This window comes from Streptomyces sp. NPDC048496, from assembly GCF_043200055.1.
In the GTDB taxonomy this organism is placed as follows: domain Bacteria; phylum Actinomycetota; class Actinomycetes; order Streptomycetales; family Streptomycetaceae; genus Streptomyces.
This window is the reverse complement of record NZ_JBICXB010000048.1, coordinates 26,260-42,925: the sequence shown is the minus strand read 5'-3', so window position 1 is coordinate 42,925 and position 16,666 is coordinate 26,260. Positions and strand designations below refer to the sequence as shown.

Below are 16,666 nucleotides of genomic sequence, written 5' to 3'. Positions count from 1 at the left end.
ACAACCCACCCTCCACGGCCGGACGACACGTAACGACCGCAGGAACGATCATCACCTACCGGTCAAGCAGCCGCCGAGAATTGCGCACCAGAGTCGTGGTGGCACCGGCCGCGAGCACGGACATCCGGAAGACGACGCCGGGCTTCTGACCGTCGGGCGGGGTGTCGTTCGGGTACTCCGTCCAAGCCGCTACGACGGAACCGTCGGCCGAGGTGACGAGCTGTGCGTCACCTCGCTCGGTGGGGGTCGTGGTCAGCACCTGCGGTGCGCCCCAGACGGTGCTCCCGGCCGGGCGGACCGCCGCGACCAGCTCACGCTTGCTCTTGTCGGCGGGCTTGCGGTTCCACAGCGCGACGACGGCTCCGTTCTTGGCCGTCTTCACGTCAAGAACGTCCTGGATGGTGGTGCCGTCCGTCAGCGGTACGGACGCCGCCCAGGGGTCGAGCGCCGACGCGGTGGCGGTGGCGGCGACAGCCATCTGGGCGGCCGGGGCGGCGAACGCGGCGGGGACGCCGGTCGCTGCGATACCGAGCCCGAGCCCGAGGACAGGCACGAGTGCGCTGCCGAGAACCCTGCGGACAGTGGCCCGCCGCGGCTGGGTGTGGTGACTCACGGGTGTCTCCATGGTTGCGACGGGTGCATGGAGAGGGCGCGGCACGATGTGCCGCGGTCGACACCGCGAAGTGATGAGCCCCCCTGGGCCAAACCCCCCATGCAGTGGGGGAGAGTAACACCGGCCCCCAGGACACCGGCCCCCAGGGGCGGCCACCCACCCCTGTGCGAACCGCGAGGACCGCATGTGCCGGAGGGAGCCCGTGGTGTCCGGAGCCGGTGCGTCGTGTCCGTCAGCCTGTCGTGGTGGTGGCGATCCGCCGCTCGAAGGCCGAGAACGCGGCTTCCTGGCGCCACTGGATCCGCGCCTTGGGGCTGGCGTCCAGGAGGCGTCGGCACTGCTGCCCGGGGTTGCTCGCGCCGGGGGTCTCGTGGCGGCAGGAGTTGGCGAGACGGTAGCCGTTCCGGGTCGGGTTGCCCTGCCAGATGCCGGCGCCCGGCAGGAAGGCGTACTGCAGGGAGGCCCGCGCGAGGTCCTTCAGGTCGCGGTAGCCGAGGTCGTACGTTGTGGCGGCGTACTGGTACTCGTGGCTGATGTCGATCCGGGAGACACCGGGATCGTCGGTGGCCAGCACGACGGGCACGCCGTAGGCGCGGTAGGTGGTGAAGGGGTGGTCGGCGCCCTTGACCCCGAGGATCTGCGCGTTGCTGGTGAACGGGACCTCGACCGCGATCCGCCGGGCGGCCATGGTGCGGGCGAGCTGCCGCCAGTTGTCCTCGTGGACCAGGTCGACACCGTGGCCGATGCGCTCGGCGTGGGCGACTTTCACGGCCTCACCGATGTGGAAGGTCAGGTCCTCGGGCTTGACCAGGCCGGGCCACAACTCGCCCGCGTGCAGGGTGATGTGCGCCTTGGGGTACACGCGGTGCAGGTAGTCGAGCATCCGCATCTGGAGGCTGTAGTTCTGCAGGGAGCTGTCCCAGTCCTCCGGCTGCACCAGGTTCACGGCGACGAATCGCTTGTCCCGTTCGGCGAGGCGCAGTCCCAGAGCCATCTGCGTGAAGACCCGCTCGGGCGAACTGCCGCGCGACACCTGGGAGATCCACCGCACCGGCAGCCGGCAGCCGGCCTCCGCGCGGGGCGTGCCGCACTGTGCTGCCGTGCGGAACTCCGCGTCGGACTCGTCCGTCTCCCGGCTCGCCTCGGCGACCAGCTTGTCGAGCTTGCCACCGGCCAGCAGTTTGCCGTGCAGCTTTGCCAGGTCCGGGTCCCAGCCGACCTCGGCGGCCAGGTCCCTCGCGCCGTCCGACGCGGGGGTCACCATCGTCTCCAGATAGAACTGGTTCTGCCTCGCGACGGTGTTGGCCACTTCGGCGAGGAGCTTTCCCCGGTGGCGCCAGGTGACCTCGCCGAACTTCCCGAACGTGTCGAAGAAGTGGTCGTGCCCCGACTGCCCCGGCGGGAAGTCCTGCATGGACCACGCCCGCAGCACCGAGCGGCGGAAGGGGCCGTCGGACAGGGCGTCCGACGCCGGCCGCCGGCCGGGGCCGCACGGCGGCTGGACCGCGGTCAGCGTCGTCTCGTCGACGCACAGACCGTCTTCCGCGGCGAGCGAGATGAGGTATTCGGTCGAGACGGCGCCGGACAGGTGGTTGTGCAGGTCCCCTCCCTTCGGCAGTGCCGTGAAGAAGGCCTTCAGCGCGGCCGGATCGTTCCGGATCGCGGCGAGCCGCGCGGAGGCCCGGGCCTCCCCGGCGGTGAGCGGGGGTTGGGGTGCGGCAGCGGGGGACCGAGTGGCGGTCACCGGCTGCGCGGCGGCGGGCAGCGAGCCCGGCAGCAGGGACAGGACGGCGAGGGCGCCGAGACCGATCGGGGCCAGGAGGCCACGGGGGCGGCGCACGGAGCGGCTGTTCACGAAGATCACCTGCGCATGATCCCGAGTTCCGCCGACGCTGAACGCGCGACGGGCGGTCACCCGGCAGGGACCACCCGGCCGAGTGATCACGCCAGACGTCCTGCCGATTCTTCCCGGCGGTCCACGAGCGTCCGGCGCACGCACCTGTTCGTCGGCCGCCTGCTCCTCGGCCGGCGCGGGTCCGGTACGGCCTGTTCCCTCACGGCCGGCCGGCCGACCGCCCGCCGGAGGGACGGCCTGCCGGGCGGCTCACGCATGACCGGCGGCGGTGCGGTCGGACCGGGCGCGGGGAAGTCGACGAGAGGGCGGCGCCGGCTGGGTGTGGCGCCCCGTGCGGAACGGAGCGCCACACCCACGTACCACCGGCGTCGCTCAGTCCTCGCCCTCCAGGTCCCCCTCCGTCTCCAGGAACGCCTGGCGCAGCGCCTCCAGTACCGCAGGGTCCGGCTTGGCCCACATGCCGCGGGACTCGGCCTCCAGGAGGCGTTCCGCGATGCCGTGCAGGGCCCAGGGGTTGGCCTGCTGCAGGAATTCGCGGTTGGTCGGGTCCAGGACGTACGTCTCGGTGAGCTTGTCGTACATCCAGTCGGCGACCACGCCCGTCGTCGCGTCGTAGCCGAAGAGGTAGTCGACCGTCGCGGCGAGTTCGAAGGCGCCCTTGTAGCCGTGGCGGCGCATCGCCTCGATCCACTTGGGGTTGACCACGCGGGCGCGGAAGACGCGGGACGTCTCCTCGACGAGGGTGCGGGTGCGGACCGTCTCCGGGCGGGTGGAGTCGCCGATGTACGCCTCCGGGGCGGTGCCGCGCAGGGCGCGGACCGTGGCCACCATGCCGCCGTGGTACTGGAAGTAGTCGTCCGAGTCCGCGATGTCGTGCTCGCGGGTGTCCGTGTTCTTGGCGGCCACGGCGATGCGCTTGTACGCCGTCTCCATCTCGTCGCGGGCCGGGCGCCCGTCGAGTTCGCGGCCGTAGGCGTAACCGCCCCAGACGGTGTAGACCTCGGCGAGGTCGGCGTCGGTGCGCCAGTCGCGGCTGTCGATGAGCTGGAGGAGACCCGCTCCGTAGGTACCGGGGCGGGAGCCGAAGATACGGGTGGTGGCCCGGCGTTCGTCGCCGTGTTCGGCGAGGTCGGCCTGGGCGTGCGCCCGGATGTGGTTCTGCTCGGCCGGTTCGTCGAGGGACGCGGCGAGACGGACCGCGTCGTCGAGCAGGCCGATGGTGTGCGGGAACGCGTCCCGGAAGAAGCCGGAGATGCGCAGCGTCACATCGATGCGCGGGCGGCCCAGCTCGGCGAGGTCGATCGGTTCCAGGCCGGTGACGCGGCGCGAGGCGTCGTCCCAGACCGGGCGGATGCCGAGCAGCGCCAGGGCCTCGGCGACGTCGTCGCCGGAGGTGCGCATCGCGCTGGTGCCCCACAGGGAGAGGCCGACCGAGGTGGGCCACTCGCCGTTGTCGGTGCGGTAGCGCTCCAGGAGCGAGTCGGCCAGGGCCTGACCGGTCTCCCAGGCGAGGCGGGACGGGACCGCCTTCGGGTCGACGGAGTAGAAGTTGCGACCGGTCGGCAGGACGTTGACCAGGCCGCGCAGCGGGGATCCGGAGGGGCCCGCCGGGACGAAGCCACCGTTCAGGGCGTGGACGGTGTGGTCGAGTTCGGCGGTGGTGGCGGACAGCCGGGGGACCACCTCGCGGGCGGCGAAGTCGAGGATGTCCGCGACCGGTCGCGGATGCGACGCTGTTACGGTCGCGACCGCTGCCGGGTCCCAGTCCGCGTCCTCCATCGCCTGGACCAGGGCGCGTGCCTGCTCCTCGGCCTCGTCGGCGGTGGTGCGGGTGGCAGCGGACTCGTCCAGCCCGAGTGCCTCGCGCAGGCCGGGCAGCGACGCCGTACCGCCCCAGATCTGGCGGGCGCGCAGGATCGCCAGGACCAGGTTGACCCGGTCCGCACCGGCCGGAGCACCGCCCAGGACGTGCAGGCCGTCGCGGATCTGGGCGTCCTTGATCTCGCAGAGCCAGCCGTCCAGATGCATGATGAACTCGTCAAAACCCTCGTCGTCCGGGCGGTCGTCGAGCCCGAGGTCGTGGTCGAGCTTGGCGGCCTGGATCAGGGTCCAGATCTGGGCGCGGATCGCGGGCAGTTTCGCCGGGTCCATCGCGGCGATCTGGGCGTGCTCGTCGAGGAGTTGCTCCAGGCGCGCGATGTCGCCGTAGCTGTCCGCGCGGGCCATCGGCGGCACGAGGTGGTCGATCAGGGTGGCGTGGACGCGGCGCTTGGCCTGCGTGCCCTCGCCCGGGTCGTTCACCAGGAACGGGTAGACGAGCGGGAGATCACCCAGTGCCGCGTCCGGGCCGCAGTCCGCGGACAGGCCCGCGTTCTTGCCGGGCAGCCACTCCAGGTTGCCGTGCTTGCCGAGGTGGATCATCGCGTCGGCCCCGAAACCGCCGTCGTCCCGCGCCGCCGCGATCCAGCGGTACGCGGCCAAGTAGTGGTGCGAGGGCGGCAGATCGGGGTCGTGGTAGATCGCGATCGGGTTCTCGCCGAAGCCGCGCGGCGGCTGGATGAGAATGAGGAGGTTCCCGCGGCGCAGGGCGGCGAGCACGATGTCGCCCTCCGGATTGCGGGAGCGGTCCACGAACATCTCGCCGGGCGGCGGACCCCAGTGCCGCTCGACGGCGTCGCGGAGGCCGGCCGGGAGCGTGGCGTACCAGCGCCGGTAGTCGGCGGCCGGGATACGGACCGGGTTGCGGGCCAGCTGCTCCTCGGTCAGCCACTCCTGGTCGTGGCCGCCGGCCTCGATCAGGGCGTAGATCAGCTCGTCGCCGTCGCCGGAGACCAGGCCGGGGAGTTCGTCCTCGGGCCCGAAGTCGTATCCCTCGGCGCGCAGTCGGCGCAACAGGGCGACGGCGCTGGCGGGGGTGTCGAGCCCGACGGCGTTGCCGATACGGGAGTGCTTGGTCGGGTAGGCGGAGAGGACGAGTGCCAGACGCTTGTCCCCGGCCGGGATGTGGCGAAGCCGTGCGTGGCGTACGGCGATTCCGGCGACGCGTGCGGCGCGTTCGGTGTCGGCGACGTACGCGGGCAGCCCGTCCTCGTCGACCTCCTTGAAGGAGAACGGGACGGTGATCAGCCGGCCGTCGAACTCGGGGACCGCGATCTGGCTGGCCGCGTCGAGCGGGGAGACACCCTCGTCGTTGTCCTCCCAGTCGCTGCGCGAGCTGGTCAGGCAGAGAGCCTGCAGGATCGGTACGTCGAGTCCGGTGAGCGCACCCGCGTCCCAGGACTCGTCGTCGCCGCCCGCCGATGCCTCGGCGGGCCGGGTGCCGCCCGCGGCGAGGACGGTGGTGACGATGGCGTCGGCGGCGCGCAGTTCGTCGATGAGTGCGGGTTCCGGGGTACGCAGCGAGGCGACGTACAGGGGGAGGGCACGGGCGCCCGCGTCCTCGACCGCCCGGCAGAGCGTGTCGACGAACGCGGTGTTCCCGCTCATGTGGTGGGCGCGGTAGTAGAGCACCGCGATGGTCGGGCCGTCGGTGGCGCGCGCGGTGCGCTCCAGGGGTCCCCAGGACGGTGCGGGCGCCGGGGGCTCGAAGCCGTGGCCGGTCAGCAGCACGGTGTCGGAGAGGAACCGGGCCAGCTGGTCCAGGTTGGCCGGGCCGCCGTGCGCCAGGTAGGCGTGGGCCTCGGCGGCGATCCCGATCGGGACGGTGGAGGCGGCCATCAGCTGGGCGTCGGGGGCCTGTTCGCCGGTGAGGACGACGACCGGCCTGCCGGTGGCGAGGACCTGGTCGAGCCCTTCCTGCCAGGCGCGGACACCGCCGAGGAGGCGTACGACGACGAGGTCGGTGCCGTCGAGGAGGGCGGGGAGGTCGTCGAGCGACAGGCGCGAGGGGTTGGCGTAGCGGTAGGTCACCGGACCGTCCGCGGCGCGGGCGCTGAGCAGGTCGGTGTCGGACGTCGACAGGAGCAGAATCATGCGGCGTCGGGCCTTCCTCGGGGTGTCCACGCCCCGGGCGGTGTCGAAATGGGGTCTCCCCTGCTCGAGCGGGGTCGAGAGCTCGGGGAAGGGAGTTCCTGACTCGCCCGGCCGCCCAGGCCGGACTCACAGTGGCGGGACCGCGCCGGACTCGCACCGGGCTTCCTCCCCTATCGCCGTCTTAGAGGCCTCGCACGTAGGTGGGGCGGCGTCGCGTGCCGATGGGCGGCGCCTGGCGGCGTTGTCGTCGGTCGACGACGCTCCGCGTCGCCTCCCTCCTCCGCCTTGCCAGGCTTGCCCCTCGCCCCGCTCCTTCCTCCACCCCACCTACGTGCGAGGCCTCTTAGAGCCTGTCGGGTGACCTTCGATCGGAGAGCGGACGCGGCGTGGTGCGTGCGATTCCAAGGCGCCGGGATGGCCTCGTAGCGGAGCTACTAGGGCATTTCGGCAACGCCGGAAGCGTGCGTGCCACGCCGTGACCGCCCGATCAGAGGTCGCCCGACAGGCTCTTAGGCGACGCCGGGCCGGGTGGCCCGTTGCTAGGCATAGTAAGGGCCTTGCATCGGATGGGATTCATACAGCTCGGAATGATGGTCGGTATGCTCGCCGCCATGTCCACTTCCGACACCCCGCCATCAACCCTGGGGGAGCCCGTCTCCCGTGACCGCGGCGATGCCTGCCCGGGGTCGCTGCGGCTCCACCGGGCGGACGACGGGGCGCTGGCGCGGGTCCGGATCCCCGGTGGCGTGCTGACTGCCCGACAGGCGGACGCGCTCCACGGTGCCGCGCGGGAGTTGGGCGACGGTGAGCTGCATCTCACTTCGCGGGGCAATGTCCAGTTGCGCGGCCTCGGCCTGGGGTGCGGCGGACGGCTCGCCGAACTCCTGTCCGGGGCAGGGCTGCTGCCGTCCCGGAGCCATGAGCGGATACGCAACGTCGTGGCCTCCCCGCTCTCCGGGCTCGACGGCCGGGGCCACCGGGATGTCCGGCCGTGGCTGACCGCGCTGGACGCGCTGTTGTGCGGAAGTGACAAAGCGGCCGGGTTGTCCGGCCGCTTTCTCTTCGCGCTGGACGACGGCCGTGGTGACGTTGATGCCCTGGGTGCGGATGTGACGTTGCTGGGGCGGAGCGACGGGAGCGCGCTCCTGCGGGTCGGGGCCGCGGAGGCAGTGCTGAGGGTCTCCGGGGACGACGCGCCGCGCGCGGCGCTCATCGCCGCCGAGACGTTTCTGGCGGCGGCGCGGGAGACGGGCGCCTGGCGTGTGAGCGAACTTCCGTTCGCTGCCGAGGAGTTGCTGGATTCGGTGAGGGCGGCGCTGCGGGTGGCCGGTGCCGCGGAGCGCGTACCGCCGGCGACGGCGGCGCAGGAGCCCGCGTACGGCGTCGTCTCCACCGCGGTCTGTGTGGGGGTGCCGCTCGGGCGGCTCACCGGTGCGCAGTGGGCGAGCCTGTCCCGCGTGGGCCGCGAGCTGCGGCTGACCCCGTGGCGGAGCGTCGTCGTGACGGGCGTGACGCCCGGCGACGCGGCGGCGCGGCTGCGCGAGTGGGGCGCGGCCGGATTGATCACCGGGCCCGACTCCGCGTGGACGGGGGTCGGTGCGTGCATCGGCCGGCCCGGCTGTGCGAAGTCCCTGGCGGATGTGCGGGGCGACGCGGAGGCTTTCGTGCGGACCGCCGGAGAGCTCGTTGCCGGGCAGCTCCCCGTCCACTGGTCCGGCTGTGAACGCCGCTGCGGTCACCCCAAGGGCGCCTGGGCCGACGTCGTCGCCGTTCCGGGCGGGCACCAGGTGGCCCAGGTCCGCGGCGGCGAACGGGGCGCCCCCGTGACGGTCCACGGCGGCCCGTCCGACCTGGCCGCCGCGGTGAACGCCGCCCGCCGCACCCGTACCTGAACCACCGACCCGAGGGCGCTGCAGCCCGACCACCGACCGGAGAGAGCGAAACCACCGTGTTCCAGTACGAGAAGGACGGACCGGCGATCTACCGCCAGTCCTTCGCCACCATCCGCGCCGAGGCGGATCTCGCGGGGCTGCCCGCCGACGTCAGCCAGGTCGCGGTCCGTATGATCCACGCGTGCGGCATGGTCGACCTCGTACGCGACATCGACTTCACCCCGGGGGTCGTGGCCGCTGCCCGCGTGGCGCTGCGCTCCGGTGCGCCGATCCTGTGCGACGTGGCCATGGTCGCCAGCGGGGTCACCCGCAAGCGGCTGCCCGCCGACAACGAGGTCATCTGCACCCTGTCGGACCCCACGGTCCCCGATCTCGCCAAGAAGCTGGGAACGACCCGCAGCGCCGCGGCGATGGAGCTGTGGCGGGACCGCATGGAGGGGGCGGTGGTGGCCGTGGGCAACGCACCGACCGCCCTGTTCCGGCTGCTTGAGATGATCGAGGAAGGCGCTCCGCGCCCGGCCGCCGTCATCGGTGTGCCCGTCGGCTTCGTCGGAGCCGCCGAGTCCAAGGACGCCCTGGCCGACCATCCGTCCGGTCTGGAACACCTGGTCGTACGGGGCCGCCGCGGCGGCAGCGCCATAGCCGCGGCCGCGCTCAACGCGATCGCCAGCGAGGAAGAGTAAGAGTGAGCGAGCAGAACACGGGCCGGCTGTACGGGGTGGGGCTCGGTCCCGGCGATCCGGCACTGATGACCGTACGCGCCGTGCAGACCATCGCCGAGGCCGATGTCATCGCCTATCACAGCGCCCGTCACGGACGGTCCATCGCGCGCTCCATCGCCGCCGAGCACATCCGCGCGGACCACATCGAGGAGAAGCTGGTCTATCCGGTCACGACGGAGACCACCGACCACCCGGGCGGCTACCGGGGTGCGATGGAGGAGTTCTACGGCGAGGCCGCGGCCCGGCTGGCCGTGCACCTGGACGCCGGGCGGACGGTGGCGGTCCTCGCCGAGGGCGACCCGATGTTCTACGGCTCGTACATGCACATGCACAAGCGGCTCGCCGACCGGTATCCCACCGAGGTGATCCCCGGGGTCACGTCGGTCAGCGCCGCTGCCGCCCGGCTCGGCACCCCGCTCGCCGAGGGCGAGGAGGTGCTGACGATCCTGCCCGGCACGCTGCCGGAGGAGGAGTTGACGGCCCGCCTGGCCGCCACCGACGCCGCCGTGGTGATGAAGCTGGGGCGCACGTTCCCCGCCGTGCGGCGCGCCTTCGAGGCCTCCGGGCGGCTGGACGAGGCGCACTACGTGGAGCGCGCCACGATGGCCGGGGAGCGCACCGGCGATCTCGCGGACACCGACCCGGACTCCGTTCCGTACTTCGCTGTCGCGGTGCTGCCCAGCCGGATCGACGCGCCCCGGCCGGAGGCGGCCGAGGACGCGGAGCGCGTGGGTGAGGTCGTGGTCGTCGGGACCGGTCCCGCCGGGCCGCTGTGGCTGACCCCGGAGTCCTGCGGGGCGCTGGCCGCCGCCGACGATCTCGTCGGCTACACCACGTACCTGGACCGCGTCCCGGTCCGCCCGGGACAGGCGCGCCACGGCTCCGACAACAAGGTGGAGTCGGAACGTGCCGAGTTCGCCCTCGACCTGGCCCGGCGCGGACGCCGCGTGGCCGTGGTCTCGGGCGGCGACCCGGGGATCTTCGCCATGGCGACCGCCGTGCTGGAGGTCGCCTCGCAGGACGCGTACGCGAAGGTGCCCGTGCGGGTGCTGCCCGGGGTGACCGCGGCCAACGCCGCCGCCGCCCGCGCGGGCGCGCCGCTCGGCCACGACTACGCCACGATCTCGCTCTCCGACCGGCTCAAGCCGTGGGAGGTGATCGCCACCCGGCTGTGCGCGGCCGCGGCGGCGGACCTGGTGCTGGCGCTGTACAACCCGGGTTCGCGGACCCGCACCGAGCAGGTGGGCAAGGCCCGTGACCTGCTGCTGGAGCACCGTTCGCCGGATACGCCGGTGGTGGTGGGCCGGGATGTGGGCGGGCCCTCGGAGAGCGTACGCATCGTCACCCTGGCGGAGCTGGAACCGGCCGAGGTCGACATGCGGACGATCCTGCTGGTCGGCTCCTCGCAGACGCGGTCGGTGCGGCGGGGGGACGGTCAGCAGATCGTGTGGACGCCGCGGCGCTACCCGGAGGCCTGAGGTCCCGCCTCACGGCCTGCCGCGGGGGAGGCCGTCAGCCGAGCAGGCCGGACAGCCAGTCCACGGCGAGTTCCGGCGTGGCGACCACGGGGACGCCGTCCGGGACCGGCGGCCGGCGGACCACCACCACCGGAACACCGGACTCCCGGGCCGCGGTCAGTTTCGGGGCGGTGGCGTCACCCCCGCTGTCCTTGGTGACGAGGACATCGATGCGGTGACGGCGGATCAGTTCGCGCTCCCCGCCGAGGGTGAACGGCCCCCGGTCCAGCAGGACCTCCATCCGCGCCGGGTGCGGTCCGTCGGGGGCGTCCACCGACCGCATCAGGAACCACTGCGAGTCGAGACCGGCGAAGGCGGCGAGCCCCATTCGGCCCGTGGTCAGGAAGACCCGCTCCCCGAGCCCGGGCAGCGCCTGCGCCGCCTCGGCCAGGGAGCCCACCGGGTGCCAGCGGTCGCCGTCCGTGGGCACCCAGCCGGGGCGGCGCAGAGCGAGCAGGGGAACATGGGCGGCGGCGGCGGCCGACGCCGCATGGAAGCTGATCGTCCCGGCGAAAGGATGGGTGGCATCGATGAGCGCGTCGACCCGGTGCGTACGCAGCCACACGGCGAGCCCCTCGGCTCCGCCGAACCCGCCCACCCGCACCTCGCCGGGCGGCAGCTTCGGACTGGCCACCCGGCCGGCCAGCGAACTGGTGACCCGGGCCCCGGCCGGGAGCGCCCCGGCCAGGTGCTCGGCGAGACGGCGTGCCTCCGTGGTGCCACCGAGGACGAGTACGTGCATGGGATCGGTCCAGACATGAGTGAGGCGAAGGGCGGGCGCAGCGCCCAACTCAAACACACCGGTCTGCGGCCGGGCTGGACGACCGGCGCCTGTGCGACCGCGGCCACGACCGCCGCGTACACCGCCCTGCTGACCGGCGACTTCCCCGACCCGGTGACCATCGTCCTGCCCAAGGACCAGCGCCCGGCGTTCGCGCTGGCGGTGGAGGAACTCGCCGGGGACCGGGCGACGGCCGGCGTGGTCAAGGACGCGGGAGACGACCCGGACGTGACGCACGGCGCGCTGGTACGGGCCACGGTGCGCCGGCTGCCGCCGGGATCGGGTGTGGTGTTCCGGGCCGGTCCGGGCGTGGGCACCGTGACCCGCCCCGGTCTGCCGCTCGACGTCGGCGAGCCCGCGATCAACCCGGTGCCGCGGCAGATGATGCGCGACCACATCGCGCGCGTGGCGGCGGACCACGGGGACACGGGCGACGTCGAGATCACCGTGTCCGTCGATCACGGCGAGGAGATCGCCCGTTCCACGTGGAATCCGCGACTCGGCATCCTGGGCGGCCTGTCGATCCTCGGCACGACCGGGATCGTCGTCCCCTACTCCTGCTCGGCGTGGATCGACTCGATCCGCCGGGGCGTGGACGTGGCCCGCGCCGCGGGGCACACGCATGTGGCGGGGTGCACGGGGTCGACCTCGGAGAAGACCGTCGTCGCCGAGTACGGTCTGCCGGAGATCGCCCTGCTCGACATGGGCGACTTCGCCGGGGCGGTGCTCAAGTACGTACGCAGGCATCCGGTGGACCGGCTGACGGTCTGCGGCGGCTTCGCGAAGCTGTCGAAGCTCGCGGCGGGCCATCTGGATCTGCACTCCGCCCGCTCCCAGGTCGACAAGGGGTTCCTCGCCGGACTCGCCCGGCAGGGCGGCGCGGACGCGTCGCTGACCGCCGAGGTGGCGGACGCCAACACGGGTCTGGCCGCCCTTCAGCTGTGCGCGGCGGCCGGGGTCCCGCTGGGCGACCTGGTCGCGGTGGCCGCCCGCGACCAGGCGCTGTCGGTGCTGCGCGGGGCTCCGGTGGCCGTGGACGTCATCTGCATCGACCGGGCGGGCACGGTCGTCGGCCGCAGCGATGTGCGCTGACGCGGGCGGCGCCGCCCGTCAGCAGACGTGCCGGTCGCGCTCGGCCGAGTACAGGTGGCTGTCGCGGAACTGCTCGGCGCCCAGCGTGCGGCCGACCATGATGACGGCGGTACGGATCACCCCCGCGGCCTTCACCTGCTCGGCGATGTCACTCAGCGAACCGCGCAGGATCAGCTCGTCCGGGCGGGACGCCATGGCCACCACGGCGGCCGGGCAGTCGGCCCCGTAGTGCGGCAGCAGCTCCTCGACGACCCGGTCGACGTACCGGGCGGCCAGGTGCAGCACGATCAGCGCACCGCTGCGGCCGAGCGTGGCCAGGTCCTCGCCGTCCGGCATGGCGGTGGCGCGGTGGGCGATCCGGGTGAGGATGACGGTCTGGCCGACGGTCGGTACGGTCAGCTCCCGCCCCAGGGCCGCGGCAGCGGCCGCGAACGCCGGTACACCGGGCACCACTTCGTACGGCACGCCTGCCGCGTCGAGCCGCCGCATCTGCTCGGCGACCGCGCTGAAGACGGACGGGTCGCCGGAGTGCAGCCGGGCCACGTCCTGCCCGTTTCCGTGGGCGCGCACCAACTCGTCGGTGATCTCGTCGAGGTTGAGCTGCGCGGTGTCGACGAGGCGGGCGTCCGGCGGGCATTCGGCGAGGAGTTCGCGGGGGACCAGGCTGCCCGCGTACAGACAGACCTGACAGGCGGCGAGCGTCCGGGCGCCGCGGACCGTGATCAGGTCGGCGGCGCCGGGGCCGGCGCCGATGAAGTACACGGTCATCTGTTCTCTCCTGACGAGGACGGTATCGAGGGGGTGCCGACGGGTTTGCGCACGGACCACTGGGTGACCGGCATGGCCTGGCGCCAGCCGGTGAAGCCGCCGACCGGCACGGCGTGCGCCACCGCGAGCCGCACCAGCTCGCCGCCGTGGCGCCGGTACCGCTCGGCGAGCAGCGCCTCGGACTCCAGCGTGACGGTGTTGGCGACCAGCCGTCCGCCGGGGGGCAGCGCGTCCCAGCAGGCGTCGAGCAGCCCCGGCACGGTCAGCCCGCCGCCGATGAACACGGCGTCCGGCACCGGCAGTCCGGCCAGAGCTTCCGGTGCCCGGCCGGTGACCACGCGCAGCGCGGGGACGCCGAGCCGGTCCGCGTTACGGGTGATGCGTCCGGCCCGCACCGGGTCGCGTTCGACGGTGACGGCACGGCAGGACGGGTGGGTGCGCATCCACTCGACGGCGATCGACCCGGACCCGCCGCCGATGTCCCACAGCAGCTCGCCGGGCGCCGGGGCCAGCGTCCCGAGCGTGGCGGCGCGGACATGCCGCTTGGTGAGCTGACCATCGTGCTCGTACGCGTCGTCCGGCAGCCCGGGTACGGCGCCGAGCCGCAGTGCGTCCGGGGCACGACGGCACTCGACCGCGATGACGTTGAGCGGATCGCCCGCCGGATGTGCCCACCCGTCGGCCGTACCCGTGACGCAGTCCTCGGCCTCGCCGCCGAGCTGTTCCAGCACCCGCATCGGGCTGGGCCCGAAGCCGCGTTCGCGCAGCAGCGCGGCCACGTCGGCGGGGGTTTTGGCACCCGCGCTCAGCACCAGCAGGCGCCGGCCCTCGTGCAGGGCGGCGGCCAGGCGGGCGGCGGGCCTGCCCACCAGCGTGACGACCTCGGTGTCCTCCAGCGGCCAGCCGAGCCGGGCACAGGCGTAGGAGACGGAGGACGGATGCGGCAGGACACGGAGGTTCCCGGCGCCCAACTCCTCGCAGAGGGCGCGCCCGATGCCGTAGAACATGGGGTCGCCACTGGCGAGTACGGCGATGCGGAGCCCCGGGTGCGCGGCCAGCAGACCGGGTACGGCGGGCCGCAGCGGCGAGGGCCAGGGCACCCGCTGTCCCGCGCACTGCGGCGGCAGCAGCTCCAACTGCCGTGCACCGCCGATCAGCACCTCGGCGCGGAACAGTGCCGTGCGTGAGGTCCCGGGCAGTCCCTCCCACCCGTCGGCACCGATCCCGACGACGGTGGGCGCAGGGGGCGGGGGTATTGCGGGCTCTGCGGGGATCACGGCCGGTACCTCGGTGTTCGGGGGTTTTGACGCAGCCGAAACTCTACTGTTCGCGCTGACCGCTGAGATCGTTCCGGGCGGGTGAGCATCGCCATACGTACGTCGGAACGCCTCGGGGCGGCCCTCGGAACCGGCGGTTCGCGTCGCGGAGCGGATGGCCGCGGCGGCCCGCTGACCGCGGAACACCCTGCCCGGTCTGCGCGCCGGGCAGGGGGTGTTCAGGGCCGGCGCCAGGTCAGAAGTCGAAGACGGGCCCCGCGCTCGCCTCCATGACGCAGGCGTTCGGGTAGGTGCGCCGCCAGTCCACCGTGGCGCCGTTGTACGTCCCCCGCGCGGTGACCGTGACGGGGTCGTGGATCAGCAGGCACGGGTGCGGGTTGCCGGGCAGCTCGTCGAGGTCGCCCCCGGCCTCGTTCAGAGCGGCGCAGGCCTCCGCCGCCTTCGGGTGGTGACTCGCGGAGGTGAGCGGACACTGGAGGCCGATGCCGCGGATCCAGGTGTTCTCGCTGCCGGAGACGGTCAGGAAGAGGCTGCTCTCCTGGACGTCGGCGTGCACGGCGGGAGCCAGGAGCAGGGGCGTGGCCAGGGCGGCGGCGGCCAGCGAGGCCGCGGCCAGACACCGGGCGGCGGAAGAGATGATCATGGTCTGGGTAACGAAGAGCCGGTCACGAGGACACGAGCGGTGTGCCCCGGGTACGTGACCTCACTGCTGTACGCGTGACCTCATCACCGGCCGGCCGGCTTGATGTTCTGGTTGGTGTGGAAGAAATTGTCGGGGTCGTACGCCTGCTTGACGGCCGCGAGCCGGTCGTAGTGGTCGCCGTAGGTGGCCCGTACCCGGTCCTGGGACTCGCCCGTGCCCATGAAGTTCACGTACGTTCCGCCCATCGACTGCGGATGCAGCTCCTCCCAGTAGTCCACGCACCACTGCCTGAGCGCCTCGGCGTTGTCCGGGTCGGGGTCGACGCCCGCGATGACGCCGGACCAGACGGCGTCCCGGTACGCCCAGGCCGTGTCGTCCGGCCCGATCCGGTGGGCGGCCCCGTCGACCGGATACAGATGCGTCAGCGACAGGTCCGTGGGGAGGTTCTCGGCGTACTTGGCGTGGACGGCGATGGCATCGTCCGTGATCCGGTCGAAGAAGTTGCCCCGCCAGTACCACTGCAGTCCGCTCGGGAGCAGTGCGTCGAACATGGTCTGGAGCGCCGGGTAGGGCATCGGCGAGGTGAAGTGGAAGGCGGGCGGGCCCGGTTCGGCCACGACCTTCAGGGTGGCTTCGAGGAGCTCGGGGCCGCCGGTCCAGCACCAGACGACGCCGCACATCTTCTGATGGTGGATCTCCTCCGGGAACGGCGGGCCGGGCGGCACGGTGAACGCCGCGAAGAAGCCGTTCAGGTCCTCGGGCGCCTGCGGCAGGAAGTCCCGGTACCACTCCAGGACTCCGCGGATCCGGTCGACCGGCCACATGGTGATCGCGACCCCCACGGTGTCGACCGGGTGCAGCCGGAAGTCGAACGAGGTGACGATGCCGAAGTTCCCGCCGCCGCCGCGCAGCGCCCAGAAGAGGTCGGCGTTCTCGGACCCGTTCGCGGTGACGTGGCGGCCGTCGGCCAGGACGACGTCCGCCGCGAGGAGGTTGTCCACGGTCAGGCCGTACCTGCGGGTGAGATAGCCGTGGCCACCGCCGAGGGTGAGGCCGCCGACCCCGGTCGTCGACAGGATTCCGGAGGGCGTGGCCAGACCGAACGCGTGGGCGGCGTGGTCCAGATCGCCGATCAGGGTGCCGCCGCCGACCCGGCCGGTCCGGGCGGCGGGATCGATGTGCGCCCAGCGCATCGGTGACAGGTCGAGGGTGACGCCGTCGTCCACCAGGCACAGTCCGGCTCCACTGTGTCCGCCGCCCCGCACGGCGAGTTCGAGACCTTCGCCGCGGACGAAGTCCACCGCGGCCATGACGTCCGCCGCGTCCGCGCACCGCACCACGGCGGCCGGGCGCCGGTCGATCATGCCGTTGTAGATCGTGCGGGCCTCGCGGTACTCCGGGTCCTGCGGGCCGATGACCGGACCGCGCAACGCGGCCCTCATCGCTTCGAGCGTGGTGGAGCACATGGCCGTCTCCTTGCCGCGGGTGCGGACCGCTGTCGTCTTCACGCTCCCGCCGGTCGGAGGGCCGTGCA

At 73.0% G+C, this 16,666-nt stretch carries 12 protein-coding genes and 1 riboswitch; of the genes, 4 read left to right on the top strand and 8 right to left on the bottom strand.

Features of this window, described 5'->3' with window-relative positions; all coding sequences use genetic code 11:
• Positions 1-55: 55 nt before the first annotated feature.
• The 3 genes from ACGFSA_RS29345 to cobN form a co-directional block, all read right to left on the bottom strand.
• Positions 56-613 (bottom strand): hypothetical protein, encoded by a 558-nt coding sequence (locus ACGFSA_RS29345; RefSeq protein WP_393309064.1) that lies wholly within the window; start codon positions 611-613, stop codon positions 56-58.
• Between the two features lie 232 nt (positions 614-845).
• Positions 846-2,474: an adenosine deaminase gene (locus ACGFSA_RS29340; RefSeq protein WP_393309070.1), complete on the bottom strand. Its 1,629-nt coding sequence runs from the start codon at positions 2,472-2,474 to the stop codon at positions 846-848.
• Between the two features lie 366 nt (positions 2,475-2,840).
• Positions 2,841-6,440 (bottom strand): cobaltochelatase subunit CobN, encoded by a 3,600-nt coding sequence (gene cobN / locus ACGFSA_RS29335; RefSeq protein ID WP_393309063.1) that lies wholly within the window; start codon positions 6,438-6,440, stop codon positions 2,841-2,843.
• Positions 6,441-6,511: 71 nt separating this feature from the next.
• A riboswitch (cobalamin riboswitch) is annotated at positions 6,512-6,649 on the bottom strand.
• 390 nt (positions 6,650-7,039) lie between these two features.
• Between cobN and cobG the strand changes: the two genes are divergently transcribed.
• The 3 genes from cobG to ACGFSA_RS29320 are packed head-to-tail and all read left to right on the top strand — an operon-like array spanning position 7,040 to position 10,532.
• The gene (gene cobG, locus ACGFSA_RS29330) at positions 7,040-8,332 is read left to right on the top strand and encodes a precorrin-3B synthase (protein ID WP_393309069.1); all 1,293 of its coding nucleotides are present in this window, start codon (positions 7,040-7,042) and stop codon (positions 8,330-8,332) included.
• A gap of 56 nt (positions 8,333-8,388) precedes the next feature.
• Positions 8,389-9,015: a precorrin-8X methylmutase gene (locus ACGFSA_RS29325; protein WP_393309062.1), complete on the top strand. Its 627-nt coding sequence runs from the start codon at positions 8,389-8,391 to the stop codon at positions 9,013-9,015.
• Positions 9,016-9,017: 2 nt separating this feature from the next.
• Positions 9,018-10,532: a precorrin-2 C(20)-methyltransferase gene (locus ACGFSA_RS29320; protein WP_393309061.1), complete on the top strand. Its 1,515-nt coding sequence runs from the start codon at positions 9,018-9,020 to the stop codon at positions 10,530-10,532.
• A gap of 34 nt (positions 10,533-10,566) precedes the next feature.
• On the opposite strand, the gene ACGFSA_RS29315 is transcribed toward ACGFSA_RS29320, so the two are convergent.
• The gene (locus ACGFSA_RS29315) at positions 10,567-11,313 is read right to left on the bottom strand and encodes a cobalt-precorrin-6A reductase (protein WP_393309060.1); all 747 of its coding nucleotides are present in this window, start codon (positions 11,311-11,313) and stop codon (positions 10,567-10,569) included.
• A 15-nt stretch (positions 11,314-11,328) separates the two neighbouring features.
• Between ACGFSA_RS29315 and ACGFSA_RS29310 the strand changes: the two genes are divergently transcribed.
• Positions 11,329-12,444 carry a cobalt-precorrin-5B (C(1))-methyltransferase gene (locus ACGFSA_RS29310; protein ID WP_393309059.1) on the top strand — a complete coding sequence of 372 codons (1,116 nt, stop codon included), beginning with the start codon at positions 11,329-11,331 and terminating at the stop codon, positions 12,442-12,444.
• 18 nt (positions 12,445-12,462) lie between these two features.
• Here ACGFSA_RS29310 and cobM read toward each other — a convergent pair whose 3' ends face one another.
• The 4 genes from cobM to ACGFSA_RS29290 form a co-directional block, all read right to left on the bottom strand.
• Positions 12,463-13,212, bottom strand: coding sequence for a precorrin-4 C(11)-methyltransferase (cobM, locus tag ACGFSA_RS29305; RefSeq protein WP_393309058.1), 750 nt, complete (start codon positions 13,210-13,212; stop codon positions 12,463-12,465).
• Entirely contained in the window at positions 13,209-14,486 is a 1,278-nt protein-coding gene (gene cbiE, locus ACGFSA_RS29300) for a precorrin-6y C5,15-methyltransferase (decarboxylating) subunit CbiE (protein WP_393309068.1), read from the bottom strand. Before cbiE ends, cobM begins: the two co-directional genes overlap by 4 nt.
• A gap of 238 nt (positions 14,487-14,724) precedes the next feature.
• Entirely contained in the window at positions 14,725-15,132 is a 408-nt protein-coding gene (locus ACGFSA_RS29295) for an SSI family serine proteinase inhibitor (RefSeq protein ID WP_393309057.1), read from the bottom strand.
• An 83-nt stretch (positions 15,133-15,215) separates the two neighbouring features.
• On the bottom strand, positions 15,216-16,598 hold the full coding sequence (locus tag ACGFSA_RS29290) for an FAD-binding oxidoreductase (protein ID WP_393309067.1): 1,383 nt from the start codon (positions 16,596-16,598) through the stop codon (positions 15,216-15,218).
• Positions 16,599-16,666 lie beyond the last annotated feature (68 nt).

Bases quoted from the DNA above. Each gene is read 5' to 3' on its own strand.
- ACGFSA_RS29290 (WP_393309067.1), bottom strand. From the start codon at position 16,598: ATGTGCTCCACCACGCTCGAAGCGATGAGGGCCGCGTTGCGCGGTCCG.
- ACGFSA_RS29315 (WP_393309060.1), bottom strand. From the start codon at position 11,313: ATGCACGTACTCGTCCTCGGTGGCACCACGGAGGCACGCCGTCTCGCC.
- ACGFSA_RS29310 (WP_393309059.1), top strand. From the start codon at position 11,329: ATGAGTGAGGCGAAGGGCGGGCGCAGCGCCCAACTCAAACACACCGGT.
- cobG (WP_393309069.1), top strand. From the start codon at position 7,040: ATGCTCGCCGCCATGTCCACTTCCGACACCCCGCCATCAACCCTGGGG.
- cobM (WP_393309058.1), bottom strand. From the start codon at position 13,212: ATGACCGTGTACTTCATCGGCGCCGGCCCCGGCGCCGCCGACCTGATC.
- ACGFSA_RS29295 (WP_393309057.1), bottom strand. From the start codon at position 15,132: ATGATCATCTCTTCCGCCGCCCGGTGTCTGGCCGCGGCCTCGCTGGCC.
- cobN (WP_393309063.1), bottom strand. From the start codon at position 6,440: ATGATTCTGCTCCTGTCGACGTCCGACACCGACCTGCTCAGCGCCCGC.